Source organism: Streptosporangium sp. OZ121 (genome assembly GCF_051918885.1).
Classification (GTDB): domain Bacteria; phylum Actinomycetota; class Actinomycetes; order Streptosporangiales; family Streptosporangiaceae; genus Streptosporangium.
The window spans coordinates 75,280-100,080 of the sequence record NZ_JBPXMC010000011.1 but is presented as its reverse complement, the minus strand read 5'-3'; the positions used below and the strand labels follow the sequence as shown (position 1 = coordinate 100,080).

The following is a 24,801-nucleotide window of genomic DNA, read 5'->3' as shown; positions in this document are numbered from 1 at the left end:
CTATCAGTGTTAGCAACAGTGATAACAAGAATGCGTTACCATCGGATGTATGGCGGAGGCTAGGCCGGACGGCGCCGGCAGGCACAAGACGCGGGCGAATATCATGGAGTGCGCGGCGCGGCTCCTGCGTGAGCAGGGCGCGAGCGCGGTCACCACCCGCGCGGTCGCGCAGGCGGCCGGTATGCAGGCGCCGACCATCTACAGGTTCTTCGAGGACAAGGACGCGCTGCTCGACGCCGTTGCCGAACACGTCTTCGCCACCTACGTCGCGGAGAAGTCCTTCGCCAAGGAAAGCGGCGACCCGGTTGCGGACCTGCGGGCGGGGTGGGACACGCATATCGGCTTCGGTCTCGCCAACGCGGCGTTGTTCGGTCTCCTCACCGACCCCGGACGCGGGGCGCGTTCACCGGCGGCGGCCGCCGGGCTGGAAATTCTGCGCGGCCGGGTGCGGCGCGTCGCGGCGACAGGCCGGCTTCGGGTCCCGGAAAGGCACGCCGTCGAACTCATCCACGCCGCAGGCACCGGCGTCGTGCTCACCCTGCTCGCCACCCCGCCCGAACACCGGGACCTCGACCTTGCCGACGCGATGTACGAGGCGGTGACGCGATCGATTCTCACCGACGCGCCGATGCTTCCCACGGACAGCGCGACCGCGGCCGCTGTCGCGTTCCGGACCGTCACCCCGAAGCTGACGATGCTCACCGGTGCCGAGCGCGCCCTGCTGTCGGAGTGGCTGGATCGAGTCGGCGACGGCTCGACCACTCCTGATGCCGCGGCCGGCCCCGGCTGAGACCGCGATCAGGTGCCGTCCGAGGTTGACCGCATCCGCGAGAGGTGTTTTCTGTCCGGCACGCTGACTGGCATGAGGACCGCCTCCCGATATCCGGCGACACGAACTCTCGCCGCGAGGCGTTACCGTTTCGCAGCTCTCCTTGTCGACGGCCTGATCTTTCACATAGCGATCTCGCCGATCTATCCCCTGCTCGTGGAAGATTTCGAGGTATCCGAAGAAACGGCCTTCGTCGGTTATCTCAATCCGTACGCGGGGAATCCCGGCTGGCCGATCGAAGTCGCGGTCACCGTCCTGTTCGCCATCTATTTCTGGCTGCAACACGCGCTGTGGGGCCAGACGCTCGGCAAGCGGATTTACCGCTTGAAGGTGGTGTCCAGCACAACCGGAGAAACACCGGGCATCCGCCATGCGGGAATTCGTGCCCTTGTCTATCCTGCTTGTGTCGACGCCGTATTCCGGGGCGCTGATCAATCTGATCGACGCGCTGTGGATATTCGTCGGACCGAAGCGTCAATGCCTGCACGACGTGATCGCCGAAACCGTCGTGGTCGACCTTGGCGACCCCAGCGGGAGAGCTTCCAGGAGAAACGGTTTCCTGTTCAGCCTGGGCATCACCCTCACCCTCCTCACCGCTCTCGTGTTGTTCGTCTCCCTGGTGATACCGAAGTAGCCCACCACGTCGACGGGAGACGCGGCCTTTGGCGGGGACACTCCGGCTCCGGGATGACCGCCAGGAGCATGAGCCGGGTTCGTGGACGGTTGGGGCCGGATCTTCCCGTCGCCGTCGTCCCAGGGCGACTCGCGCTTCCGGGTCGTCCTCTCGGCTGTGGCTCGCTCATGCAGGTCACCCCCGAACGGCGTGGTCCTCCGTGGCCGGGCTCGTGCGGGTCAGTTGGGTGACTCGGCGCAGCCGTCCGTCATCGGCGAGTCGGCCGAACATGTAGATCTCGGTGGTGATGACGTTCCCCTTGCGCATTGACGCGATCAGCCGGTAACGCGCGGCGACCCGGTCGCCATCGACGATCGCCTCGTCCACCTCCACCTGGACGGCGGCCGCCCGCTTGCGGGCGGGGCGGATGTGGTCGAGCAGTCGCCTCCGGTCAAGGAGAATCCCGTCGTTGACGAGCTCGTAGTCGGATGTGTGATACCGGTCCATGACCGTTTCCGGCTCCTCGTCGCCGAAGGTGATCTCGTGGGGGTAGCGGGTCAGGTATCCGGCCAGATCAGTCGCGGGCGTCATGTGCGTGCCGGCCATGCGTACCTCCGGAAGTGTGGTCGGCGCGATGCGAGCGCGCCCCTCGTTTATCTCTGACAGTCATGTCCAAGCTATCGCCATAAGTTATCCTTGACAATCGTGTCTGAGATAAACAGCGACAGGCCCAGGCGTCGTCGCCGTTCCGACGCCGACCGCAGCGCCGTCGCCGTGCTCGGGGCGGCGGTAAGGGTGCTGGGACAGCGGCCCGACGCGAGCGTGGAAGAGATCGCGGCCGCGGCGGGGGTGGCCCGCCAAACGGTCTACGCCCACTACCCCTCGCGGCAAGCGCTGCTGAGCGCGGTGGTCGACCAGATCACGGATGACGTGATCGCCGCGATCGACGCCGCCGACCTCGACGCCGGCCCGGCGACCGCGGCTCTCCTGCGATGGCTGGACACCAGCTGGCACCTCTTGGAGCGATATCCGTTACTGCTGGACCCGTCGGTGGCGACGGCCGACCCGCGGAAGTCCTACGAGAGGCACGTTCCGATCATCGACCGGCTGCAGAGGCTGATCCGACGCGGCCAGGACACCGGGGAGTTCGACCCCGCTCTCTCGCCGACCTGGCTGCTGGCGGCCACGATGGCCCTGGGACATGCGGCCGGGGACGAGGTGGCCGCCGGCCGGATGACCTCCGCGCAGGCCGGCGGAGCACTGCGGGAGAGCGTCCGGCGCCTGTACAAGACGGCCGGTCCGCAGCCCATCGACGAATGACTTCGCTCACCGGGGTTCCGCCGACGGTGGTCACTCCCAGCGACCGGCCGCCACCGCACGCCAGGTGAGGTCACACGACCCTCGTCCTCAATGCTCTCTGATCGCGGTTCCGGTTGCGATCCAGCCCCGTTCGACCCCGTTTCGAGCAAGATCCTCTGGCGTGGACCGAGGAAGCCCCGCGTTCCCATCCCGGGTGGTGGGAATTCAGGGAACTCGGAACTCGCTCACCGCGTGCTCACCCTCATGACGGTCGAGCCCTGGTCCATCCCCTCCTGATCGAACCGTGCCGCTCTTCGTCGTTTCAGCGCCCTCGGCTTCGACGGTCATGCTTGAGAGCCAGCCTCACGGCTCCATAGATGATGAAGAACAGGATCAGGCCGACGATCAGCCAGAAGACCGCCAGTGCGAGCCAGCCCGTCGTCCCCATATACATGCGCCGCTCCCTTTTCCGGTCGGACTTGCCCGCCTTCGCAGGCTATGCCATGAGATCGGTCTCATGATTACCTGAGGCGGGCTGATTTCCGTACGGGGTCGGAGGCGGTCGACGGTCAGGCGCCTCGTCGCTCGGCATCGGCCCACCGGGGATCGGGACAACCGCGAGTGGCCCTGGTCGACCGGGGGTTCGGCTCGGCATCTCGCCGGCCTCCGGCACCTCGCGGTGTCCTTGCCGGGCCTCCTCCAGCGACGCGCGTGCCGAGGCGGACTCGGCGGAGAACGGGTTCGTTACCGCGGGGTCATTCCCGCCTTCTCGCGGTCAAGGCGAACTCGTACTCGACCTGGTCGATCAGGTTGCCGTCACCGAAGTCGTGTCCGCGGACCGCGCCCGACTCGGTGAAGCCGCTCTTGGCGTAGAAACGGCGTGACTGGGACGTATCGCGTAGCGTCCACAGGTGCACCCGGCTGAAGCCGGTCTCGCGCAGCCTGCGCAGGGTCGCGGTCATCAGGGCGCCCGCGCTGCCGGTGCCCCAGCCGTCCGGGTGGCCGTAGAAGCCGAAGATCTCGGCGGCTCCCGGCCGCGTCGGGGAGGAACCGAAGTAGGAGAAGTTCAGCGGACGCCCGTCCAGCGCGGCGAGCAGGACGGTGTCCTGCCCCTTGGCGAGCACGTCGTGCCACTTCCCGCGCCGGTGTCTCACAGCCTCGGCGCAGAACTCCGGGGCGAAGAAGCCCGCGTAGGCCGCCTTCCAGGACTCCGCGTGGATCTCGCCCAGCACGTCCCCATGGTCGACGGAAGCCTGGAAGATCGCGAAGTTCCTGGTCACGGGATCACACTAGGGGAAGCAGCGGCCGAGCCGGTCGTCGCGGTACGCGGGACGGCGCGTGCCCCGGGGGCGGGGCGCGCGCCGTCGTGTGCCGAGAGGAGACGTCAGGAGATGGTCAGCGAGCCGTTCGAGTTGCGGGCGCACGTGACGACCGTGCGGGGTGCGGCGGTGAGGGCGCCGGTCAGGCACTGGCCGAGGACGACGTGGCCCGCGGCGTTGGGGTGCCACGCCTCCTGGCAGGTCTGGAAGTAGGTGCCACAGGTGTTCGCCGCCTTCTGGACACGGATCTTGTCCCAGCCGGACAGGCTGGTGACGAAGTTGCCGTTCGGCGACTCCTGTATCCGGACCGGTGTGGCGAGCGCGTTCTCCGGGCTGCCGGGGTTCTCGCAGAGCCGGGCCCCGTCGAAGGCCTTCTGGACGTCCAGGACGCGCAGGTTGGCCGCCGGACGCTCGGCCGCCAGCGTGTTGTAGGCGTTCCTGACGAGGTTGCCGAGGTTCTGGGAGAACACGTGCCCGGGGGCGAGGCTCGCGCGGTGGATCGGGCAGCCGGCGGCGTACCGCTCGGCGCCGAGGTCGCGGAACTTGTCGCGGGTGTCGGTGCGGTTGTCCTCGTCCCGGTACTGCGGGGCGACGTCGAGCGGCAGCGGGTTGGTGTAGTTCTGCAGGACCACCTGGTGGACGCCGTCGGCGTCGACCTGGGCGAGGGTGTCGAGGATCTGGCGCAGGGCGGCGGTGGTCTCGGTGGTGGCGGCGGCCACCTCGGCGTCGGAGGCCAGGTCCGAGACGGTGCAGGGCTCCTGCGGCACGTCGCCGCCCAGGTAGGCCCAGAACTCCCACCAGCCCGTCCAGGCGTCGGCGATGAAGCGGTTGGCGCACAGCGTGGCCACGTCGCCGAAGGTGAAGTGGCTGTTGTTGGAGCCGAGACCGATGAGGACGACGTCGATGTCGTGGGTCTGGGCGACGGCGCGCAGCTGGTCGAGCTGCGAGGCGACGGAGCGGCCGTTGGGGCGGGCACTGGAGGCGTTCGCGATGTCGGCGGGCCGGCCGCCGGAACACGCGAGGTTGAAGCGGTCCTGGACGCCGGGGAACGACGCCTTGAAGAACGAGGCGTTCGCCGACCGGTGGCAGAAGTAGGCGTTGCTGTTCGCCGCCGACCAGCCGGGGAAGCCCTGTGCCGTTCCGGAGGTGTCGACGACGGGTTGGTAGTCTCCCGCGCCCTCCCCGCTGACGAAACTGTCGCCGAGAGCGACGGCGGCGGTGGGCAGGGCCGCCTGCGCCGCTCCGCCCTGGATGACCTGGACGCCGACCGCGCCCACCAGGAGCGCGACCATCGCGGCCGCACGCCGGAGAACCCTCACAACTGCCCCATTTCCTACTAAATGACCATGGAACAACGACTGCCTAGATCACAACATGTTGCGCCAATGGCGTCAAGATTTCTATGAGGCTGGCTCGTGTTTTCTTGAGAGATCGCGTACGCCCTGATCGCCAATCGCACGCTTGCTTGTTCGGAGGGCGTCCGGCGACCGGGTCGGCCCGGCCGAATCTGGGTGCGCGGACCCGTGCGCGCGGGCATCCTGCCGGTCGGCGGCGACCGCTTGCGGGCGGCGTACCGGTCGTGCTGTTACCCCGCCGTTCCTGTCCCGACGCGCGAGAGAGCACCAGCCCACACGAGGGGAACGGGTGCTCTCGGATGTACGGGTTACGGGCGTGCGTACGGGTTACGGGGCCTTGGTCCGCGTCGGGGTCCCGGTTTCGCCCTTCGGTCCGGCGGGGCCGTGCGGGCCGGGCGGGCCGCGCTCACCCTGAGGTCCACGCGGGCCGGTCGCTCCCTGCCGGCCGGGACCGGAGACCGCGGTCTGGCCCTGGCCGCCCCACGAGAAAGGGATCTCGTTTCTCCGGCCCCGAGACGGCGGCCGGGCCGCCACGTGCGGACGGCGACCGCTGCGGTGAGGTCGCCGTCCGCACCCGACGGCCGGGCCGGCGGCGACCGCCGCGGGGAGGTCACCGCCGGTTGGGCATCACGGTTCCGTACGTCTCGACGGTGCGCGACGCCCCGGTGGTCGCGCCTTGTCACGGCACCGTGGTCGGGGTCTCAGGCGGGAGAGGGTTGAACATCCGGTCGCCGCGGCGACATGATGATCATGGCTCCTCCCGGAGATCCGAGTCGGGGAGACCGGCTAACCGAGATCGTGCCATCGGCTCGGATACGCGCCGTATACGCCACGTATATTCGGCCGGCCGCGAGATCGGATCGTCGCGTTCACACTCGACGTCGAGTGCCCGCCCCGGGAGGACGGTCAACCCGGCGGAGCGGCACCGAGCCGGTCGAGGTGGTCGCGTACCACTCCGGCCTTGCGGTGCCCGAGGTCCTCGAAGAGCGCCAGGGCGGCCTCGAGGCGGGCCACCGCCTCCGCGGCGCGTTCCAGCGAGGCGTGGGCGAGGCCGAGTGCCTCGTACGCCTCCGCCCGCAGCAGGGTGTCACCGGTCCGGGTGGCGAGCGAGAGGGCGCGCTCCCCGCACGATATCGCCTCCTCGTACGCGCCCATGTCGTGATGGAGCGTGCTCATGCTGACCAGGATCTGGGCGATGTCCCGATCGCCACAGCTCGTCTCGCTGATCTCCAGGGAGGTCCGGTAGTGGCGCATGGCCTGGGGGAGGCGTCCGGCGAGGTGGTGGGCCTCGCCCAGGTTGCTGTGCAGCAGGGCGGTGAAGTGGCGGGCGTCCGTCAGCCGCGCTCCCAGGGATCCGGCCTCCTCCAGCCACCGGATCGCCTCTTCCGGGCGGTGGGCGTTGATGCACACGGCGGCGAGGTTCAGCAGGGCCGTGGCCGCTCCCAGGGTGTCTCCGAGCCGGAGGCGGAGCCGGTGCGCGCGGTGACACGCCGAGACGGCGCGCTCCGTGTCGCCCAGCAGGCTGTGAACGATGGCGAGCCGGCCGGTGACCATGGCCTCGCCCGCGGGGTCTCCGGCCGTCGCGGCGGCCTCCGCCGCGACGGTGTAGAGGTCGGCCCACTGCCTCGTGTGGTGGCGCCGGTTCAGCCACCCGAACATGGCCGCCGCGATCTGCCAGGCGAGCGCCGGATGCGACTCCGCCGCTCGCCGTACCGCGGCGTCGAGGTTCGCGGCCTCCGCGTCGAACCAGGACAGGGCGGAAGCCGCGTCGGCGAACTCCACGGGCCGGGCCGGGGAGGCGAAGTTGGGCCGTTCCTTCGGCCGGAGTACCCGGTCGGCCGCGTTGGCGGCGTCGCGGTACCAGGTCAGCAGCGCGGTCACGCACCGCTCGCGCTCGCCCGCGCTCTCCTCGGCCAGGCATCGCTCCCGGGCGTAGATTCTCACCAGGTCGTGCATCGCGTAGTGGTCGCCGGACACGGGCGCGAGCAGGTGGACGGACACGAGCCGGTCGAGCGGCTCTCGCGCCTCGTCGGCCGCCATGCCCGACAGGACCGCGGCGACGGCCAGTGACGGTTCGGGGCCGGGATGCAGCCCGAGCAGCCGGAACATGGCGCGGACCGGTTCGCTCAGCGGGCGGAGCGAGGCGCGCAGAACCGCTCGGATCGATATCTCGTTCCCGTCGACGGCGAGCCTGTCCAGACGCACGCGCTCGTCGGTCATCTCCGCCACCAGAGCGGGCAGGGCCGAACCGTACGCCGACATCTCCAGGCGGGAGGCCGCGATCCGGAGGGCGAGGGGGATCCGGTCGCACAGCTCGGCGAGCTCTTCCGCGTCCGTGATGTCACCTGCGACCCCGCCTGTGATACCGCCTGGGGCATTGTCCGGGACGGCGTTCGCGGCGCTGCCCGTGACGCCGCCTGTGGTGCTGCCTGCGACCTCGCCCGTGACACCGTTCGTGGCGCCGCCCGTCTGGGCGAGCCGGTCCCGGATCAGGGCGACGGCGTCGGCCACCGGCAGCGGCCCGAGCGGGATCCGCGGGACGCCGTGCGTGGTGGCGAGCCCGTCCAGGCGGAGCCTGCTGGTGATCAGCGTCAGGCTCGGCGCCGCTCCGGGGAGCAGCACACGCGCCTGCGCGGCCGAGGCGGCGTTGTCGAGCACGATCAGCATCCGCCGGTCGGCCACCAGCGACCGGAACACGGCGGCGCGCTCCTCGGTGTCGGCGGGGATCCGCCATGGCGGGACGTCCAGGGCACGCAGGAAGCGCTCCAGCACCAGGCCCGGGTCCAGCGGCCCGTCGATCCCGAACCCGCTCAGGTCCACGAACAACTGCCCGTCGCCGAACAGGTGGCGCGCGAGGTGGGCCCACCGGACCACCAGGGCCGTCTTGCCCACCCCCGGCGGTCCCACGACGGCGACGACCCGGGCCTCCTCGTCGGTGTCCGCCGCGATCTCGTCCAGGCGCGCGAGCTCACCGGCGCGCCCCACGAACCCGAGAGGCCTCGCCGGTAGCTGGGCGGGCGCGGCCCGGTGGCCGGGTGCGGGAGGACGCGCCGAAGTGGCGCGGGCGTCCACCCGGAGCGGCCGGTTCCCGGCCGTGTCCCACAGCCGCGGGTCGGCGGTGAGGATGGCTCTCTCCATCGAGCGCAGTTCCCGGCTGGGCTCCAGTCCCAGCTCGTCCGCGAGGATCCCGCGTGCCCGCCGGTAGGTCTCCAGGGCCTCCGCCTGGCGGCCGGACCGGTAGAGCGCGAGCATCAGGTGCGACCACAGCCGCTCGCGAAAGGCGTTCCGGTTCACCAGCGCCGTCAGTTCGGCCACCAGGGAGGCGTCCTGCCCCAGGCGCAGGTCCGCCTCTATCCGTTGCTCGAGGGCCACCATGCGCCATTCCTCCAGGCGGGACCGCTCCTCGCGCAGGGCGGCCTCGGCGGGCAGGTCACAGAACGGAGGTCCCTGCCACAGCTTCAGCGCCTCGCCGAGCGACCGCCGGGCTCCGGCGGCGTCGCCCGCCGCCAGGGCCGCCTGCCCGTCATGGACGAGCCCGACGAAACGGCAGGCGTCGACCTCGCCGCAGTCGACGTCGAGCCGGTACCCGGCGCGGCCCTCGCGCAGGATCCGATCGGTTCCCAGGACCAGGCGCAGGCCACGCGCGTAGAGCCGTATGTTGGCCTCCGCGGAGGGCGGGGGCGCGGAGGCCCACAGCGCGTCGACCAGGTGGGCGACGGAGACGAAGCCGTGCGGGTGGCCGAGCAGCACCGCGAGGAGGAGTCGTTGCTTGGGCGGTCCCAGCGCCGGGGCGGTGTCGCCGGACCGGACATGTAACGGACCCAGAACCTTGAAATGCACAATCACGTTCCTTCCGCGCGCCGCGTACGGCACTGCCGCGGATGGCCGCCGCGACGGCGTCTCCCGGCGTCGGCGGCCCGGGATCACGCGGGTACGGCTACCGCGCCATCGGCGAGTGCTGTGCCGGCGACCAAACTCAGGCGGTGATCATGGGCCAAAGCGTAGACCAAACCAGGACGGCCGGCGGGTGGTCCCGAAGGACGGGCGCCGGGCGGCCGGACCGGCCTCCGGGCCCCCGCGATTCGAGGCCTCCGCGATTCGAGGCCTCCGCGATTCGAAGACCCTCTCCCGGAAACCCGGAAGTCGTGAAACCGGGAACCCGGAAACCGGGAAGTCGGGAAACCGGGAAGTCGTGAGACTCGCAAACCTCCGTTCCAGGGGTCACACGAGGCCGCGACGGCTGGCCTGGGCACCCGCCTGGAAGCGGGTCTCGGCGTTCAGCTCGTCCAGGAGGTGGCGCAGGCGGCGGCGGAGGCTGCGCGGGCTGGTGCCGAGCTGGCGGGCGATGGCGTCGTCCTTGAGCCCGGCCGAGAGCAGCGCCAGGAGTCGGCGATCCTCCGCGTCGAGTTTCGCCCCCTCCTTCTCCTCGTCCTGGCAGGGCTCGCCGGCCGGCTCCGGCGCGCCGTCACGGGGCGCGGGCTGCGGGTAGATCGGAAGCGCCTCCTGCCACAGGCGTTCGAACAGCTCGACCAGGGCCACCACCATGGTGGTCCCCCTGATCAGCACGCCGCGCGTCAGCGGCAGGTCCATGTGCAGCGGCACGACCGCCTGCCACCGGTCGACGATCGCCATCTTGAACGGCAGCTCGGGCAGGACCCGTGCCTCCTCGCCCGCCTTGACCAGGCTGCCCACCTCGTCGAGCGCCCCCGCGTGGTCGAACGCCTCGGGCACGTAGATGGTCCGGTAGCGGACGCCCTTGCGGAGCAGGCCGGTCTGCACCGGGTTGTGATAGTCCAGCACGTACGGGGGCCGGTCGAAGGTCAGCACCTCCTCCTTGGCCTCCTGCTGCAGCCGGACGTACGACCTGGCCTGGTCCTCGGGCCCCGCCAGGACCTCGAACTGGCCGCCCTCCTCCAGGTCCTGGCCGACGGTGCGGAAGGTCTCCTCCAGCTGGTCGGCCGTGTCGGTGAGCCGGTCCAGGTTGCTCTGCATGCCGCGTACCAGCGAGCGGATGGCGGTTCCCGGGTTCGTCGCCGTCCAGCGGGGCGACCGTCCCCACAGGCGGCTGACCAGGCCCTTGGTGCGGAGCCTGGTCAGCGACGTCTGGATGCGCCCCGAGCTCTCCCCGCTCCTCATGACGAGCTCCTGCACCGTGATGCCGGGGCAGGCCAGCACCTCACGGTAGATCCGCTCGTCGAACGCGCTGATCCCCACGACCGCCAGTGCCGGAACGTCATCAAGCATGCCTACGAGCTTGGCCACTTTCGGCAGTTGCCGCAATAGGCCACATGAACCACCTTGTCACCAAAATTCGCATACCGTTAGAAATCGGGATGTGCTTCAGAGAACCGTCCTTATCGGCAGTGTGGTAACGGCCCTGATGGCGGCCGCCACGCCGGTCCAGGCGTCCCCCACCCCCGCCCCCACCCCCAAGACCTCGGCCTCCCCCCAGGCCGGGCAGGCCGCCGCGAAGGCAGGACCGCCCAAGACGATCACTCTCATCACCGGGGACAAGGTCACGCTCCGCGTGCTCCCCGGCAAGCAGACCCAGCTCGACGTCGAGCCGGGCCCCGGCAGGGAGAAGATCAAGTTCGTCCACCGCCGGGCCAAGGAAGGGCTCAGCATCGTCCCCGTGGACGCGATGCCCCTGCTGGCCGAAGGCAGGCTGGACCCCCGGCTGTTCAACGTCACCCGGCTCGCCGAGCTCGGCTACGACGACGCCGCCAGCCCGGCGCTCCCGCTGATCGTGACGTACTCCGGCCAGACCGACGCCGCCACGCTGCGCGCCGCCGGCGGGCGTCCGCTGCCCGCGATCAACGGCATCGCCAGGAGCGAGCCCCGCGCCGCCGCCGGCACGCTCTGGAAGTCCCTGTCCGGGCAGGCCAGAACGGCGTCCGCGCCCGAGAAGATCTGGCTGGACGGCAAGGCCAAGCTGTCCCTCGACGTCAGCGTCCCGCACATCGGCGCGCCCAAGGCCTGGGAGGCCGGCCACACCGGCAAGGACGTCACCGTCGCGGTGCTCGACAGCGGCTACGACCCCGATCACCCCGACCTGCGGGGCCTGGTCACCAAGACGCAGAACTTCACCGCCGAGCCCGACGTCCGCGACCTCAACGGCCACGGCACCCACGTCGCCGCCACGATCGCCGGATCCGGCGCCGCCTCCGGCGGCAAGCACAAGGGCGTCGCCCCCGGCGCGAAGCTGCTGATCGGCAAGGTCTGCGAGCAGAGTGGATACTGCCCGGACTCGGGCATCATCGAGGCCATGACCTGGGCGGCGGAGAGCGGCGCCCGCATCGCCAACCTCAGCCTCGGCGGCCCCGACATCCCCGGTGTCGACCCGCTGGAGCAGGCCGTCAACACCCTGTCGGAGCGGTACGGCACGCTGTTCGTCATCGCGTCGGGCAACGACGGCCCCCAGGCGCTCGGCTCGCCGAGCAGCGCCGACCACGCGCTGTCGGTCGGCGCCTCCTACCGTGACGCCGACACGGTCGCCCAGTTCAGCAGCACCGGCCCGCGCGTCGGCGACGCCGCGGTCAAGCCCGACCTGATCGCGCCCGGCGTGGGCATCGTCGCGGCCAGGGCCGCGGGCACCTCGGGCGGCTTCCCGGTGGACGACCTCCACACGGAGATGAGCGGCACGTCCATGGCCACCCCGCACGTGGCGGGAGCGGCGGCGATCGTCGCCGGACTGCACCCCGACTGGAAGGCCGGCCAGATCAAGGCGGCGCTGATGGCCTCCACCGCGCCCGGCGAGGAGCTCGGCGCCTACGTCCAGGGCTCCGGCCGCGTGGACGTCGCCCGCGCCGTCGACCAGCGGGTCACGGCCGAGCCCGCCTCGCTGAGCCTGGGAGAGGTCGAGCTGCCCAGCTCCGGGCCCAAGAAGAGCACGCTCACCTACCGCAACGACGGCGACGCCGCCGTACGACTGGACCTGAGCGTGAAGGCCAAGGACGGCCGCGGTGAGACGGTGACGCCGTTCAAGCTCGGCGCCACCACGGTGGAGGTGCCCGCGCACGGCACCGCGCAGGTCGAGGTGACCGCCGAGCCGGGTGCGATCGGCATGTACAGCGGCACGGTCATCGCCACCGGCGACGAGGTCTCCGTGCGCACCGGCATCGGCATGCGGGTCGAGCCGGAGAAGCGCGGCCTCAAGCTGGCCTTCACCGGCTCGGACGGGCGGCCCGTGCAGAACGCCTTCGCCGGGGTGATCGACCTCGACACCAAGGAGCAGGTCAACTACGACATCTCCGGCGGCACGCTGGACCTCAGGCTGCTGAAGGGACACCGCTACACGATCGTCTCCCTCATGCTCGACCACGACGGCACCCTGGTGATGTCCGCGGAGCCGGAGTTCACCCTCGACGCCGACCGCACCGTCACCGCCGACGCCCGCAAGGCCAAGCCGGTGGACGTGCGCACCGAGGAGCCGACCGCGCGACTGGCCATCGGCATGCTCGGCATGCTCCAGCTCGCCGACGGCGTCCAGCCGATGGGCGTGGACGTCGAGCTGGCGGACATGTGGGGCGCGGACCGGATCGAGGGCATCAAGGCCATCCCCACGACCCGCACGGCGAGCAAGAAGTTCGCCTACTACCGCTGGACGCAGTGGGCCAAGCCGAAGGGCGACGGCACCTACAACGACAGCCCCTACTTCTACCACCTGATGAAGGCCGAGCCGCGCATCCCCGCCGACCCCGGCTACCGCCCGCGCGGCCGCGACCTCGCCAAGGTCACCTCCACGTACGCCACCCAGCAGGACGCCAAGTTCGGCGAGCACTTCGCCCTGCCCGTGCTGTACGGGACGGAGCTGGCCTGGATGCCGTACGGCAGCCTGTCCCACTTCCCGCTCCCGTTCCAGCGGACCGAGTACTACACGCCCGGCGACACCGGCTGGTACCCCTCCTTCATCCAGTACAAGGCGCTGGACGTCTGGGAGAACATCGACCAGTTCTTCTTCGGTGAGACCACCGTCTACCGCGCCGGCCAGAAGACCTCCGACCGCTGGAACGCCGGCGTCTTCGCGGCCGGGCTCATGCCCGGCGGTGACTACTCCTGGCGCGAGGAGAACATGCTGCAGTTCGCCGGCGGGCTGTTCGAGGACAGCGTGCCCGAACGCAACTCCTACGGCGAGTACACCGCCCCGCAGGCCAAGCTCTACCGCGACGGCAAGGAGATCTTCACCGACACCTACCTGCCCGGCAACATCGAGGTGCCCGCCGACGGGAAGGAGAGCGAGTACCGGCTCACCAAGACCGCCGACCGCGATCCGGTCATGACCAAGTTCTCCACGCGGGTCGGTGCCGAGTGGCGGTTCAGGTCCAAGACCCCCGAGCCGGGCCGGCGGCAGGTGCTGCCGCTGATGGTCGTCAGGATGAGCCCGGAGCTGGACGACCGAAACTATGCCGGTACGGGTCACATGCGCATCCCGCTGCGGGTCCAGCGCCAGGAGGGTTCACCCGACCTGAAGGTGAGCACGCTCTCCGCGGAGATCTCCTACGACGACGGCCGCACCTGGTGGCCCACGCTGGTGCATCCGACCGGCAAGGGCACCTGGGCCGCCGAGACCTGGCACCCGGCCGGCGCGCGCGGCAAGTTCGCCTCGCTGCGCGTCAAGGCCGCCGACACCGGTGGCAACGCCTTCGCCGAGACCGTCATCAGGGCCTACGGGATCAAGTAAGCCCCGGAATCGAGTAAGCCCCGAGAACCCCGCCGCGCCCAACCGGACGCGGCGGGGTTCTCGCCGTCGGACAGGGTGGGTTCTCACCGTCGGACGGTTCGAGGACGACCGCCGGGACCCGACCGGAGACCGGTGCCGGGACCTGGCCGGGACCGTCGGTACTGAAACAGGGCCGTCGGGACCTGACCGGGAAGGAGACCTCTGGACGGGCCGGGACGGTTCAGTGCCGCGGGATGCCCAGGGTGACGAGCAGGTCCTCGTGAAGCTGGAACCACACGCTGTGATAGGACTCGAGGTCGTCCGACACGTAGTCCAGCGCGCCGGACCTGGCGCGCGTGAGCGCGGTGGTGAGCCGGGTCCGATACCGCTGGAACCGGAGCATCTCCGCGAACAGGTCCGCGCAGGCGCCGTCGACACGCCGGTCGAGGTCCGCGAACCGCTCCAGGAGCCGTGAGTCATAGGCGGGGTCGGTGTGGTCGTTCGGTACCGCGACACCGTCGACGGATCGCATCTGCCACGCCGTGCAGAGATCGAGCAGCTCCGGGTTGAGCACGAGAAAGCCGTCGTACGCCTTGGCCACCGTCGCCCGGGTGCCCGCCGCGTCCAGCTCGGCGGAGATCCGCTCGGCGTCCGCGGCGAGACCGGCCTCGGTGAGCCCCCACCCGCCGAAGTCACCCGAAGCATGCGTGACGAGGCCGGCCACCGCGAGATCGATCAGTTCGGATTCGACGTCGGGCTCGGGGAGCCCCGTCGCCCGTGCCACGCGGGCGAGGCCGGCGAACCCGATGCAGCGAAGCGCGTGGAGCGTCAGCAGGTCGACGCTGGTCACATGGGGTGGGTTCGACACGTCGATATGCTACCTCGATGGTGTGGATTCACCCGCTTTCTGCCGAGGTCGAGGAGACAGCGAGCGTCCTCGGCGGCAAGGGGTACGGCCTTGTCGTGTTGCGACGTCTCGGCGTGCCCGTGCCCCCCGGGTTCGTCATCGGCACCGCGGCGTGTCGCGCCTTCCTGCGTGACGGGGAGCTTCCCGGCGGACTCGACGCCGAACTGGCGGCCGCCGTCTCCGGTCTCGAAGCCACCACGCGACGGCGCCTCGGCGGGCCCGACCGGCCACTGGCGGTGGCGGTCCGCTCGGGCGGCAGCGTGTCGATGCCCGGCATGATGAACACGATCCTCAACCTCGGTCTCACCGCCGAGGCCACGGCGGGGCTGGCGGCCGAGACCGGTGATCCGCGGTTCGCGCTCGACTCACGCCTGCGCTTCCTGTCCGGTTACGCCTCGGCGGTGTTCGGTACGGAACCGGAAAGCCTGGAAGCCGCCGCGCGCGGGGCGGCCGAGCGCGGGGCGGCCGAGCGCGGCGCGGGGAACGAGGCCGGTAACGAGGCCGGTAACGAGGAGACACGCCTCGCCGACGCGATCCGGGGAGTCGAGGCCCTCATCCGCGAACGAGCCGGCGGGCCGGTGCCGGACGACGCGACGAGGCAGCTGGAGCCGGCCGTCAGGGCCGTGTTCTCGTCCTGGGACACGCCGCGCGCCAAGACCTACCGCGAGCTGCACGACATCCCGCACGAGCTCGGCACGGCCGTCGTCGTGCAGGTCATGGTGTTCGGGAACCGCGACGACCACAGTGGCACCGGTGTCGCGTTCAGCCGCGACCCCAACACCGGCGAGAGCGTTCCGTTCGGTGAGGTCCTGTTCGGTCGCCAGGGTGAGGACGTCGTCTCCGGGAGGTCGGTGACCCGGCCACTGTCCGAGCTGGCCGAACGGGAACCGGCGGTGTGGGCCGGTCTCCTGGAAGCCATGAGCCGGATCGAGGAGCACTACCGCGACACCTGCTACCTGGAGTTCACCTTCGAGGCGGGTGAGCTGTGGGTCCTGCAGGTGCGGCCCGGCAACCTCGTCGGACGCGCCGCCGTCCGCGTCGCGGTGGAGCTGGCCGAAGAGGGCGTCATCAGCCGCCGCGAGGCGCTGCTCCGGATCTCTCCGCATCATCTTCGCCACGCTCGTACGCCCCGGATCGAGGCGGCCGACGCGAGTGACATCCTCACCCGAGGGCTGGGCGCCTGCCCGGGGGTCGCGGTCGGCAGGGTGGTGACCACCGCCGACAAGGCGGCGCGGATGGCCGCCGACGGCCCGGTCGTCCTGGTGCGCCCGCACACCTCCCCGCTCGACATGCACGGCCTGGCCGCCGCCGTGGGGGTCGTCACCGCCCGCGGCGGGCCGGCCAGCCACGCCGCCGTCGTCGCGAGGGCGATGGGCAAGCCCGCCGTCGTGGGAGCCGCGGACCTCACGGTCGACGTCGCCGCCGCCTGCGTGCGAGCCCGGGGGCGCACCGTCCCGGAAGGCACGTTCATCACCATCGACGGGACCGGCGGAGAGGTCCTCGTCGGCAGCCACCGCGTCGTCACGGCCATGACCGACTCCCACCTGCACCGCCTGCTCGCATGGGCCGACGAGGTCTCGGGCGACGACTCGGACCGCGACGAGGCGGAACGCCTCAGGGCCGCCCGCGCTGCCCTGCCGACCTGAAACGACCCGGGCCTGAAACCAACCGGGACTGAAACGACCCGGGCCTGAAACCAGCCGGGACTGAAACGGCCCGGGACTGACGGAGGCCCTGGTGGGCACCCGGTTCCAGCGTGAGGCGCGTTCCTCGACTCCGGCCGGGGGCTCATCGGGCGGCCCCCGCTGGCCGGGCTCACGCCGCCAGCGGCCCTCGGAGACGCGACACCTGCTTGGCGTACTGGCGACGGCCGACGGTTCTCCACAGCAGCCGGGCGACGGCCGGCAACTTGGCGAGGAAGAACCCGCGCTCTTCCTCGGTGGCCTCCTCCAGGATCGCGCCCATCGAGAGCAGCAGCTTCTTCTTGGGGATCTGTTCCACCGCGCGGGCGCCGACGGCCTCCCACTCCGCGACCGACATGTGCTCGGCGACGAGCGCCAGCACGTACCGCTCCTCGTCGTTCAGATGCTCGACCAGGGCGGCGCGGTGTTCCTCCATCGCGATCGCGAGTTTCTCACCGGCCCCCTTCGAGGCGGTGCGCCGCCACTCGGGCAGGACCTCGGCGATCCGGGTCAGGGTCTCGGTGATCCGGTCGTGCTGGTCCTCCATCCGTATCACCATGTCCCTCTCCAGACGGACCCGGGACAGCAGCAGCGGCCACACCAGCTCGTCCTCGGCGCTGTGGTGGTGGTGCAACCCCTCGGCGTAGTCGAGGTAGTGCTCGGCGATCTCGGCCGCGCGAGCCGTGTCGCCTTCGGGCACCGACCGGACGAATCTCGGCATCAAACCGGACTCTCGCCGGAAGACGCGGTGGACTACCACCATTTCGTGGGTGTACGGGCGTTCTGTGGCATTCATCGCAAGCATCTTTCGTCCTGTGCCAAGGGCGGCGGACCAAGTCTGCGAGAACAGCCTTGGAACCGACTTGCCGTGCTCTTGGAAAGGGCGACGCTCGGCTGCCGGGCCGTGGACGCGCGCCGGCACGGCCACCGCGTGATCTTCGGTTTCCATCCCGGATGGATCACATCGGTGGCCGTGCCGGTCGGCTACGGCCGCGTCGTCATCGGGCTTGATGACGACGCGGTCCGGTGCCGTACGGATTCCGTGAGGTCGTGCCCGTGTCGAAGCGGCTCGCGTCCTGTCCCGCGCGGGTCACGGAAGCGCGCCGCCTCACCACGAGCTACACGCACCCGATGCTTCCCGACGTGTGGAGAACGCCGATGGTGCTGACAGGAGCGGGGACGCAGAGAGGCCCGGGAAAGCTGACGGGAACGACGGGAAGGCTGACAGGAGCGACCGCGCACGTGGATTGGAGAACGACCAGGGGACTGGCCATCGCGCACCCCGTGGGACGGGGCGACTCCACGAGTACCGCCGGTCCCGGAGGGCCTGCCGGTCCTTCCGGTCCCGCTGGTCCCGCTGGTCCCGCCGGTCCTGCCGGTCCTGCGGGTCCGGCCAGTCCGTCCGCTCCCGCGGGTCCTGCCGGTCCTGCGGGTCCCGCTGGTCCCGCTGGTCCTGCGGGTCCGGCCAGTCCGTCCGCTCCCGCGGGTCCTGCCGGTCCTGCCGGCCCTGCGGGTCCCACCGGTCCTGGAGGCCCCGCTGGTCCCACCGGTCCTGCCGGTCCTGCCGGTCCTGCCGGTCCTGCCGGTCCTGCCGGTCCTGGGGGCCCCGCTGGTCCTGCGGGTCCCGGGGGCCCGGGGTCGGACCTGGTGGGAGTGCCAGTGGGAGTGCCAGTGGGAGTGCCGGCCGGCCTGGCAGGTGTGCGGATGGGGACAGGGATGGCGATCACTGCGTCATCGTCATCGTCGTCCCGCTCCCGCTCCCGCTCTCGCTCCCGGTCCCGGTCCCGGTCGTCCTTGCCGCACCTGTCCCCGCCGCGACCGCCCGGGCAGTCACAGTTACGGGCACCCTTGGGGCATCGGCAGGGCCGGCACGGGCGAAGAAGGGGCTTCTCGCCAGGGTGCGCGGAATGTTGAGAACGGGCTTTGCCGCCGGCGCCCCCGGTGTCGCTGTAGGGGGCGAGGTCGAGAAGGTTCGTCCCCCCGGTGGCGTTCGCCGGCGCCTGATTCGACGACATCATGAGGATGCTGGCCATCGCTGCGACGGCCAAAGCGCCGGCGCGCTTACCGGAAAGGGCTGGCGCCCATCTGCTACTACGAGGAAGCACGTTATTTCCCCATATCATTGCTAATTCCGAAAACATTCGGATCTGTCATGCGGTCACGGAAGTGACGACGGACAGGAGATACCCGAGGCTTATGTGGATAACGCGCCGCCATAGTTCGGGAAGAGCAAATAAACAGTGTTGTGAAGGAAAACCTGCACCTCATCTATGATTTAGTCGTATTTGTAATGATTATTCATCCATGGTGTTCAATGGATGATTTCAGCTGCCCGGGGGAGAGGATGCCGCGGGGACGGGAGCCGGGTTGCCGGGAGGGGGCGAGGCGATGTGTGCCGTACCGATGCGTACCGACACGCGCCGGTACGGCACACGCGTTCCTTCCGCGACTCGGCGGCGCCCGATCCGGTGCCGGGCCGGCCGGCCACTCTTCTTCGTCATGCCGTACCGGTCACCCGCCGGATCTCTGTGCCCCGTCCTCGCCTCGGTGGCGTTCGGGGTTCGGCGCCTCGTTCTCTCGGCCTCGTCCTCTCACGCCTTGTCGCGGCCGGTACGGGCGGTCGCCCATCGGGCTCATTTCTCGCGAACGATGATCTCCGGGAACGACGGGTCTTCCTGGAGTTCCCGCATCATCCGCTCGGAACGGGTAAGGCGCTCGCGCCCGGCGGGTGCCGCGTTGTCGCCCCTGCGTCCGCGGTAGCGGTCGTGGGGACGATCCTGGTGGCGCTGCGACCTTCCCCGCCACCTGTCGGAAGGCCTCGTCTCGTGCCCGCGATGCTGGCGGCGGGAGGGGTCGGGGCGGCCGGAGAACCGGTCGCCGGGAGTGCTGTCGGCATTCAGCTGTGAGATCGAGCCGAGCACCCGGGCCTGCCCGATGGTGGCGCCGGCCGGTACCTGGTTCGACGTCATGAGGATGCCGGCGACTGCCGCGATGGCGAGGACGCCCACCTGCCTGCCGGAGTTCGCCCCCGGTGTCCGTCCGCTCTTTCGAGGAAGCACGTTATTTCCCCATCTCATTTCTGGTTCCGAAAACATCTGATATCCCTCACTGCCCCATAAGTGGCAGCAGCTAGGAGATACCCCCCGGACCATGAGATAGCGCATTGAAACGGTTGGGGCAGAGCAAATAAATGGCGTTGTGAAGACTGATGAGATCTTATCTATTGCTATTTGCTGTTTTGTCGTAATTGTTCGCGTGGTGAGGGAAACGGGAATGCCGGGAATGTTCACCGGGTCGGATCACGCCAGGAGCGTGACGGCTCAGCGCCGGACCCCTCGGGAAGAGCCGGGCCCTTTCTCCCGCGAAGGGGCGAGCCCTCCCTCCCGGAAGGGAGGAAGGGCTCGCGGAGCGGGGAGAAAGGGTTCGCGGGCGTCACAGATAGACGCGGATGTCAGCCTGGAGCGGGCGCGACAGGCGCACGGTGATGAACTCGTTGTCGTCGGGCTTGCCCGGGGTGCGGCCGGCGGAGGACGGGAAGTTGTTGTCGTCCAGCACGCCCAGGGTCCGGTCGTTGAGGATCACGACGTCCTCGATGGTCTGGAACGGGAAGCGGAAGGTCTCCCCGAACCCGCCCAGGCCGCGCGGGTTGGCCAGGTCGAGCAGGTCGGCGACGAGGGTCTTGCGCAGGTCCGCGTGGCGGGTGTCCACCATGTAGATGCGCTTGGTCTTGGCCGCGTCCCCCTGGAGGTTGTCACGCTCGATGACGAGGAACCGGTACTGGTCGACCGCGATCATGTCGCCGATCGCGTTGTCGGGGCTCTCCAGCTTGTAGGTCCAGCGCTTGCCGGTGTAGGCCCGCCTGCGCAGGTCGAACTCGTTCATCCGCAGCGTCCCGGGGGCGTCGCCGGTCACGGTGCCTTCGAGCAGCGGGTACAGCGTGCGGCCGTCGACCGAGCGGGCCATGCCCTCGAAGCCCTTGCTCCGTCCCAGGTTCGGCTGCTCGCCGTTGAGGGAGGGGTTCTCCGGGGCCTTCACACCGGGCAGCGGGACCGGAGCCTCGAGCAGCCTGCCCGAGGAGGAGAAGTGCAGCAGGAACGGGCCGAACTCGTCCCCGATCCAGTAGGTGCCGTCGAGGGTCCGCACGATCGACTCCACGTCGAAGTCCGCGCCGGTCAGCTTCCGGTCGGGCCGGGTCAGCGGCCAGGTGACGTGCCTGTCGGGGTCGCTCAGGTCGAACCCGCCCAGCACCGACACCTTCTCGCGGCGGAAGTCGGGCTTCACCCGGTGCACCCGCAGCAGGAAGTCGGCGCTGTTGTCCTTGGCACCGAAGCCGTTGTCGGACAGCACGTCGAAGGTGCCGTCGTGCCGCCGCACGATGCCGCTGAAGCCCTGCACCGGCTGCCCGGCGAACGGCGGGGTCACCCCGTTGATGGGGGCCGTGCCGAGCTGGGACCCCGACGGCTCGCTGCCGGGGACGAAGGTCAGCGCGGGCAGGGACGCGAACCCGGTGAGCGTGGCGCGCCCGAATCCAGAGTGGCCGGACCCGGGGTGGCCGGACCCGGGGTGACCGGACCCCGACTGCTGTGAATCCGCCTGCTGGGTACCGGCGCCGCCGGAGGTGGGAAGGCCGGAGCCGGGCTGCCCGGGGTCGGCCACCGCCGGTGCGGACACCGCCAGTGCCAGCACGGCCGCGCCGATGGTGATCGTCATGCGTCGTCTCATGGCGGCACGCTAGGGAACCCGCGTGAACGGCCGGTGTTGCGTCGCGGGCCGTACAGCGAAAACAAGATGCGGACCGTACGAAAAGCTGGCAGAAGCCAGCCGGAAAGCGGCATCCCGGAGACAGATGAAAAGGAATGCAACAGAACGTGTCCCTGAAGCGTCCCTGGATGCGTGGAGTTCGCCGATTTCGTCGCCGCACGGGGCAGGGCGCTGTACCGGTACGGCTACGTACTCACCGGGAACGCCGAGGACGCGGCCGACCTGACGCAGGAGGCCCTCATGCGTCTGGGGGACGCGTGGCCGAGAGTGAGGAGAAGGGAGGACCCGGAAGGGTACGTCCGTACGACCATGGCCCGCCTGCACATCAGCGTCTGGCGGCGGCTGCACAGGGAACGGCTGGTCGCGACGGTGCCTGAGGCCGCCTACACCGATGACCGTCTCGGAGACGACGTCGGCCTGTGGAACGAGCTGAAACGCCTGCCGCCCAAACAGCGGGCGGTACTGGTCCTGCGCTACTACGAGGACCTCTCCGACCAGGAGATCGCCGATCTCCTCGGTGTCTCGCGGGGCACGGTGCGCAGCCAGGCGGCCCGCGCGTTGGACAAGCTCAGGATCAGGGCGGCCGCGCTTGAGGGGGAGCGAGTGTGATGAGCGACAGGGACGAGGAGGCGCTGATCCGTACGCTGGCCAGGGCGGCGAGGTCCGCGCCCGAGCCGGTCGAGGACCTGGTGGTGACGATCGGCAGGCAGCGCAGGCGGCGCCGGCGCGTGCGGGCGCAGTCGGTGCTCGCGGTCGCCGGGATGATCGCGGTGGTCGGTGGCATGGCGGTGGTCAGGGACACCCTCCCCAACAGGGGCGGAGAGGGTGCGAGCCTGACCCAGGCGGCGCCGCCGCCGGGCGACGCGGCCAAAGACACCGAGCTGCCGGTCCAGAACGGAGCGGGAGGACCGGCGAAAAGGGAAGAGGCCGCGCCGATCGACGTCCGGCCCGTCGCGGAGGTCTGGCCCATGGCGGTCTCCACGATCCCCGTCCGGACCGCGGACGGCCACAGGTACCGCCCGGTCACCGGCCTGAGCGCCACGAAGCTTCTGCTCTCGGCCGAGTCGTCGTTCGAGAGATCGGGCCGCCTGGAGGTGTACGACACGGCCGACCGCAGCAGCACCGTGCTCACGACCATGCCCGTCACGGGGGTGAAGGGCTATTTCGTGCAGGACTTCGAGGTGGGCTCCGACTACATCGCCTGGTGGGGGGAGACGCCCAACGACTCCGACGAATGGGCCGACTTCTGGGTCGTCCCGCGCTCCGGCGGCGTCGCGAAGCGGGTCGGCGAGGTCACCGGTGACCTCTCGAAGGTGACGCGGATCGCCGTCGACTCGAACTTCCTCCTGTGGTCGGTGAGCGGAGGGGGGATCTACCGCATGCCGGTGGGCGGCGGAACCCCGGAAAGGCTCGGGAACACCGACGGACTCCACCTGCTGACCTGGCCGCTGGCCGTCGACGTCGGGGGGAGGGAGGGCGAGGGCGGGGCGGGGAACCAGACCAGGACGGTCAATCTGGAGACGGGCCGGACCACCGAGGTGAGCGTCCCGGCAGGGGGGAGCGACTTCCGGTGCGGCCCCGTCTGGTGTTTCGGGCAAAAGGGGGACACGGCGGTGGTGCAGAGGCCGGACGGTTCTGACCGCAGGCTCCTGCCGGGGTTCAGCGTGGGGAGAGGAGTCGTCGACAGGTTCGGGGTGATGGGGACCTCCTTCAGCGAGAAGCCGGACGCGTACGTTCCCCTGGTGACGGTGTACGACGCGGCCACCGGCCTCGCCGCCGGGATATCGCAGATCCGGGAGGGGGGCGGGGGCTACGGGACGGGAATCTCCTCCTCGCCCAGCTCGATCCTCTACTGGGACGCCGAGGAGAGGACCGCCGAGGATTGTGAGACGGCCGACGCCCGTGGCTTTCCCCGCCCGTCCGGCGCGCCCGCCCCCACCGGGAAGGGCAGGGCGTGCACGACGAGGGAAGTGGGCGGCGGCAAGGAGTTCACGGTGGTGAACCTTCTCGCCGTACCCTCAACGAAATAAAGTTCCGGACATGAGAACTTTCGCCAACATCACCGAGCTCAAGGCCGCCGTCGGGGAACATTTCGGCTACACCGGATGGCGCGAGATCACCCAGGAGCAGGTCAACCTGTTCGCCGAAGCGACCGACGACCACCAGTGGATACACGTGGACGTGGAACGGGCGAAGCAGGGGCCGTTCGGCGCCACCATCGCCCACGGATACCTGAGCCTGTCGTTGCTGCCCTCCCTGATGTCGGAACTGATCCAGGTGGGCGGCCTGGCCATGGGCATCAACTACGGGCTCAACAAGGTCCGATTCCCCGCGCCGGTCCCGGTCGGCGCGCGGATCCGCGCCGGAGCCGAGCTCGTCGACCTCAAGGGCACCCCCTCGGGATACCTGTCGAACGTGCGCATGACCGTGGAGATCGAGGGCGGGAAGAAACCGGCCTGCGTCGCGGAGACCCTCTCCCTGTACGTCCCGGCGGGGGACTCCTGACCCGGGCTCTCCCGGATCGCCTTTCCACGGAGGGTTCCTGACCGGGTTTTCGCGGAGAGCTCCCGGCCCGGCCGCGTCACCTCTCGGCGAAGGGCCCCCGACCAGGGGTCGCGTCCCAGCGGAGGGTTCCCGGCCAGAGCGCGTCACCTCTCGGCGGAGCGCCTGCGGGCCGGGACGGGTCACTTCTCGGTGGAGAGCTCCTGGGCCAGGATCGCGGCCTGAACGCGACTGCGAAGACCCAGCTTGTTCAGCAACCGGCTGACATGGGTCTTCGTGGTCGCCTCCGCCATGTCCAGCTCCGCGGAGATCTCCGCGTTCGACAGGCCCCGCCCGATGCAGGCCAGCACCTCGCGCTCGCGCGGGGTGAGACCGCCGACCTCGTACGACCTGCGCTCGGGCACCGACGCGCCGAAGGCGGAGATCAGCCGCCGGGTGACCGCGGGCGCGATGAGCCCCTCGCCCCTGGCCACCACCCGTACCGCGTCCACCAGGGCGTCGGCGTCGGTGTTCTTGAGCAGGAACCCGGCGGCTCCGGCCCGCAGCGCCCCGAAGACGTACTCGTCGAGGTCGAACGTGGTCAGGATCAGCACGTCGGTGATCCCGCTCAGCTCGCGCGTCGCGGAGATCCCGTCGAGCTTCGGCATCCGGATGTCCATCAGGACCACATCGGGACGGAGGTCGAGGGCCATCGCGACCGCCTGCTCCCCGTTGGCCGCCTGGCCGACGACCTCGACGTCCTCGTGGCCGTCGAGGATGAGGACGATCCCGGCACGGACCGCCGCGTGGTCGTCGGCGACGAGAACTCGGATGGTCATGCGATCTCCCGGGCGGGCGGTCGGGTGGTCACGCGATCCCCAGGCCGAGTGGTCGGG

The 24,801-nt window shown here is 70.2% G+C and carries 19 protein-coding genes and 1 pseudogene; 9 read left to right on the top strand and 11 right to left on the bottom strand.

What is annotated here, in order from left to right; genetic code table 11:
* Window positions 1–49 precede the first annotated feature (49 nt).
* The 3 genes and pseudogenes from ACTOQ1_RS21075 (at window position 50) to ACTOQ1_RS21065 (ending at window position 1,463) form a co-directional block, all read left to right on the top strand.
* Window positions 50–790: a TetR/AcrR family transcriptional regulator gene (locus ACTOQ1_RS21075; RefSeq protein WP_440069528.1), complete on the top strand. Its 741-nt coding sequence runs from the start codon at window positions 50–52 to the stop codon at window positions 788–790.
* A 72-nt stretch (window positions 791–862) separates the two neighbouring features.
* Window positions 863–1,165, top strand: a pseudogene (locus ACTOQ1_RS21070) (RDD family protein); the annotation flags it as partial.
* A 34-nt stretch (window positions 1,166–1,199) separates the two neighbouring features.
* Window positions 1,200–1,463 (top strand): hypothetical protein, encoded by a 264-nt coding sequence (locus ACTOQ1_RS21065; RefSeq protein WP_440069788.1) that lies wholly within the window; start codon window positions 1,200–1,202, stop codon window positions 1,461–1,463.
* A 174-nt stretch (window positions 1,464–1,637) separates the two neighbouring features.
* On the opposite strand, the gene ACTOQ1_RS21060 is transcribed toward ACTOQ1_RS21065, so the two are convergent.
* The gene (locus tag ACTOQ1_RS21060; RefSeq protein ID WP_440069526.1) at window positions 1,638–2,048 is read right to left on the bottom strand and encodes a nuclear transport factor 2 family protein; all 411 of its coding nucleotides are present in this window, start codon (window positions 2,046–2,048) and stop codon (window positions 1,638–1,640) included.
* Between the two features lie 99 nt (window positions 2,049–2,147).
* Here ACTOQ1_RS21060 and ACTOQ1_RS21055 point away from each other — a divergent pair, with 99 nt between their 5' ends.
* The gene (locus ACTOQ1_RS21055; RefSeq protein ID WP_440069524.1) at window positions 2,148–2,762 is read left to right on the top strand and encodes a TetR/AcrR family transcriptional regulator; all 615 of its coding nucleotides are present in this window, start codon (window positions 2,148–2,150) and stop codon (window positions 2,760–2,762) included.
* 301 nt (window positions 2,763–3,063) lie between these two features.
* On the opposite strand, the gene ACTOQ1_RS21050 is transcribed toward ACTOQ1_RS21055, so the two are convergent.
* The 5 genes from ACTOQ1_RS21050 to ACTOQ1_RS21030 all read right to left on the bottom strand — a co-directional run bounded on the left by ACTOQ1_RS21050 (window position 3,064) and on the right by ACTOQ1_RS21030 (window position 10,659).
* A complete protein-coding gene (locus tag ACTOQ1_RS21050) occupies window positions 3,064–3,195 on the bottom strand; it encodes a hypothetical protein (protein ID WP_440069523.1) in 132 nt (43 codons plus the stop codon).
* A gap of 301 nt (window positions 3,196–3,496) precedes the next feature.
* Window positions 3,497–4,021 carry an N-acetyltransferase family protein gene (locus ACTOQ1_RS21045; RefSeq protein ID WP_440069521.1) on the bottom strand — a complete coding sequence of 175 codons (525 nt, stop codon included), beginning with the start codon at window positions 4,019–4,021 and terminating at the stop codon, window positions 3,497–3,499.
* 104 nt (window positions 4,022–4,125) lie between these two features.
* Window positions 4,126–5,379, bottom strand: a complete 1,254-nt coding sequence (locus ACTOQ1_RS21040; RefSeq protein ID WP_440069520.1) for a hypothetical protein — start codon at window positions 5,377–5,379, stop codon at window positions 4,126–4,128.
* A gap of 942 nt (window positions 5,380–6,321) precedes the next feature.
* Window positions 6,322–9,255, bottom strand: coding sequence for an AfsR/SARP family transcriptional regulator (locus tag ACTOQ1_RS21035; RefSeq protein ID WP_440069518.1), 2,934 nt, complete (start codon window positions 9,253–9,255; stop codon window positions 6,322–6,324).
* A 381-nt stretch (window positions 9,256–9,636) separates the two neighbouring features.
* Window positions 9,637–10,659 (bottom strand): TrmB family transcriptional regulator, encoded by a 1,023-nt coding sequence (locus ACTOQ1_RS21030; protein ID WP_440069516.1) that lies wholly within the window; start codon window positions 10,657–10,659, stop codon window positions 9,637–9,639.
* 121 nt (window positions 10,660–10,780) lie between these two features.
* On the opposite strand from ACTOQ1_RS21030, the gene ACTOQ1_RS21025 reads away from it, so the two are divergent.
* Complete coding sequence (locus ACTOQ1_RS21025) at window positions 10,781–14,095, top strand: S8 family peptidase (protein WP_440069514.1); 3,315 nt, start codon at window positions 10,781–10,783, stop codon at window positions 14,093–14,095.
* Between the two features lie 220 nt (window positions 14,096–14,315).
* On the opposite strand, the gene ACTOQ1_RS21020 is transcribed toward ACTOQ1_RS21025, so the two are convergent.
* A complete protein-coding gene (locus ACTOQ1_RS21020) occupies window positions 14,316–14,942 on the bottom strand; it encodes a transcriptional regulator (protein WP_440069512.1) in 627 nt (208 codons plus the stop codon).
* 17 nt (window positions 14,943–14,959) lie between these two features.
* Here ACTOQ1_RS21020 and ACTOQ1_RS21015 point away from each other — a divergent pair, with 17 nt between their 5' ends.
* Window positions 14,960–16,627 (top strand): pyruvate, phosphate dikinase, encoded by a 1,668-nt coding sequence (locus ACTOQ1_RS21015; protein ID WP_440069510.1) that lies wholly within the window; start codon window positions 14,960–14,962, stop codon window positions 16,625–16,627.
* Window positions 16,628–16,796: 169 nt separating this feature from the next.
* On the opposite strand, the gene ACTOQ1_RS21010 is transcribed toward ACTOQ1_RS21015, so the two are convergent.
* From ACTOQ1_RS21010 to ACTOQ1_RS21000, 3 genes are all read right to left on the bottom strand, one after another.
* The gene (locus ACTOQ1_RS21010) at window positions 16,797–17,426 is read right to left on the bottom strand and encodes a hemerythrin domain-containing protein (protein ID WP_440069509.1); all 630 of its coding nucleotides are present in this window, start codon (window positions 17,424–17,426) and stop codon (window positions 16,797–16,799) included.
* 1,870 nt (window positions 17,427–19,296) lie between these two features.
* Window positions 19,297–19,722, bottom strand: coding sequence for a hypothetical protein (locus ACTOQ1_RS21005; RefSeq protein ID WP_440069507.1), 426 nt, complete (start codon window positions 19,720–19,722; stop codon window positions 19,297–19,299).
* A 373-nt stretch (window positions 19,723–20,095) separates the two neighbouring features.
* On the bottom strand, window positions 20,096–21,385 hold the full coding sequence (locus ACTOQ1_RS21000; RefSeq protein WP_440069505.1) for an esterase-like activity of phytase family protein: 1,290 nt from the start codon (window positions 21,383–21,385) through the stop codon (window positions 20,096–20,098).
* A 171-nt stretch (window positions 21,386–21,556) separates the two neighbouring features.
* Between ACTOQ1_RS21000 and ACTOQ1_RS20995 the strand changes: the two genes are divergently transcribed.
* Genes ACTOQ1_RS20995 through ACTOQ1_RS20985 form a run of 3 tightly spaced genes read left to right on the top strand, consistent with a single transcriptional unit; the run spans window position 21,557 to window position 23,929 of the window.
* Window positions 21,557–22,033: a SigE family RNA polymerase sigma factor gene (locus ACTOQ1_RS20995; protein WP_440069503.1), complete on the top strand. Its 477-nt coding sequence runs from the start codon at window positions 21,557–21,559 to the stop codon at window positions 22,031–22,033.
* On the top strand, window positions 22,033–23,454 hold the full coding sequence (locus ACTOQ1_RS20990) for a hypothetical protein (RefSeq protein WP_440069501.1): 1,422 nt from the start codon (window positions 22,033–22,035) through the stop codon (window positions 23,452–23,454). Before ACTOQ1_RS20995 ends, ACTOQ1_RS20990 begins: the two co-directional genes overlap by 1 nt.
* Window positions 23,455–23,464: 10 nt before the next feature.
* Window positions 23,465–23,929 (top strand): MaoC family dehydratase, encoded by a 465-nt coding sequence (locus ACTOQ1_RS20985; RefSeq protein ID WP_440069499.1) that lies wholly within the window; start codon window positions 23,465–23,467, stop codon window positions 23,927–23,929.
* Window positions 23,930–24,108: 179 nt separating this feature from the next.
* On the opposite strand, the gene ACTOQ1_RS20980 is transcribed toward ACTOQ1_RS20985, so the two are convergent.
* Window positions 24,109–24,744 (bottom strand): response regulator, encoded by a 636-nt coding sequence (locus ACTOQ1_RS20980; protein WP_440069498.1) that lies wholly within the window; start codon window positions 24,742–24,744, stop codon window positions 24,109–24,111.
* Window positions 24,745–24,801 lie beyond the last annotated feature (57 nt).

Bases quoted from the DNA above. Each gene is read 5' to 3' on its own strand.
- ACTOQ1_RS21075 (WP_440069528.1), top strand. From the start codon at position 50: ATGGCGGAGGCTAGGCCGGACGGCGCCGGCAGGCACAAGACGCGGGCG.
- ACTOQ1_RS21065 (WP_440069788.1), top strand. From the start codon at position 1,200: ATGCGGGAATTCGTGCCCTTGTCTATCCTGCTTGTGTCGACGCCGTAT.
- ACTOQ1_RS21060 (WP_440069526.1), bottom strand. From the start codon at position 2,048: ATGGCCGGCACGCACATGACGCCCGCGACTGATCTGGCCGGATACCTG.
- ACTOQ1_RS21050 (WP_440069523.1), bottom strand. From the start codon at position 3,195: ATGTATATGGGGACGACGGGCTGGCTCGCACTGGCGGTCTTCTGGCTG.
- ACTOQ1_RS21030 (WP_440069516.1), bottom strand. From the start codon at position 10,659: ATGCTTGATGACGTTCCGGCACTGGCGGTCGTGGGGATCAGCGCGTTC.
- ACTOQ1_RS21015 (WP_440069510.1), top strand. From the start codon at position 14,960: ATGGTGTGGATTCACCCGCTTTCTGCCGAGGTCGAGGAGACAGCGAGC.
- ACTOQ1_RS21010 (WP_440069509.1), bottom strand. From the start codon at position 17,426: ATGGTGGTAGTCCACCGCGTCTTCCGGCGAGAGTCCGGTTTGATGCCG.
- ACTOQ1_RS21000 (WP_440069505.1), bottom strand. From the start codon at position 21,385: ATGAGACGACGCATGACGATCACCATCGGCGCGGCCGTGCTGGCACTG.
- ACTOQ1_RS20990 (WP_440069501.1), top strand. From the start codon at position 22,033: ATGAGCGACAGGGACGAGGAGGCGCTGATCCGTACGCTGGCCAGGGCG.
- ACTOQ1_RS20985 (WP_440069499.1), top strand. From the start codon at position 23,465: ATGAGAACTTTCGCCAACATCACCGAGCTCAAGGCCGCCGTCGGGGAA.
- ACTOQ1_RS20980 (WP_440069498.1), bottom strand. From the start codon at position 24,744: ATGACCATCCGAGTTCTCGTCGCCGACGACCACGCGGCGGTCCGTGCC.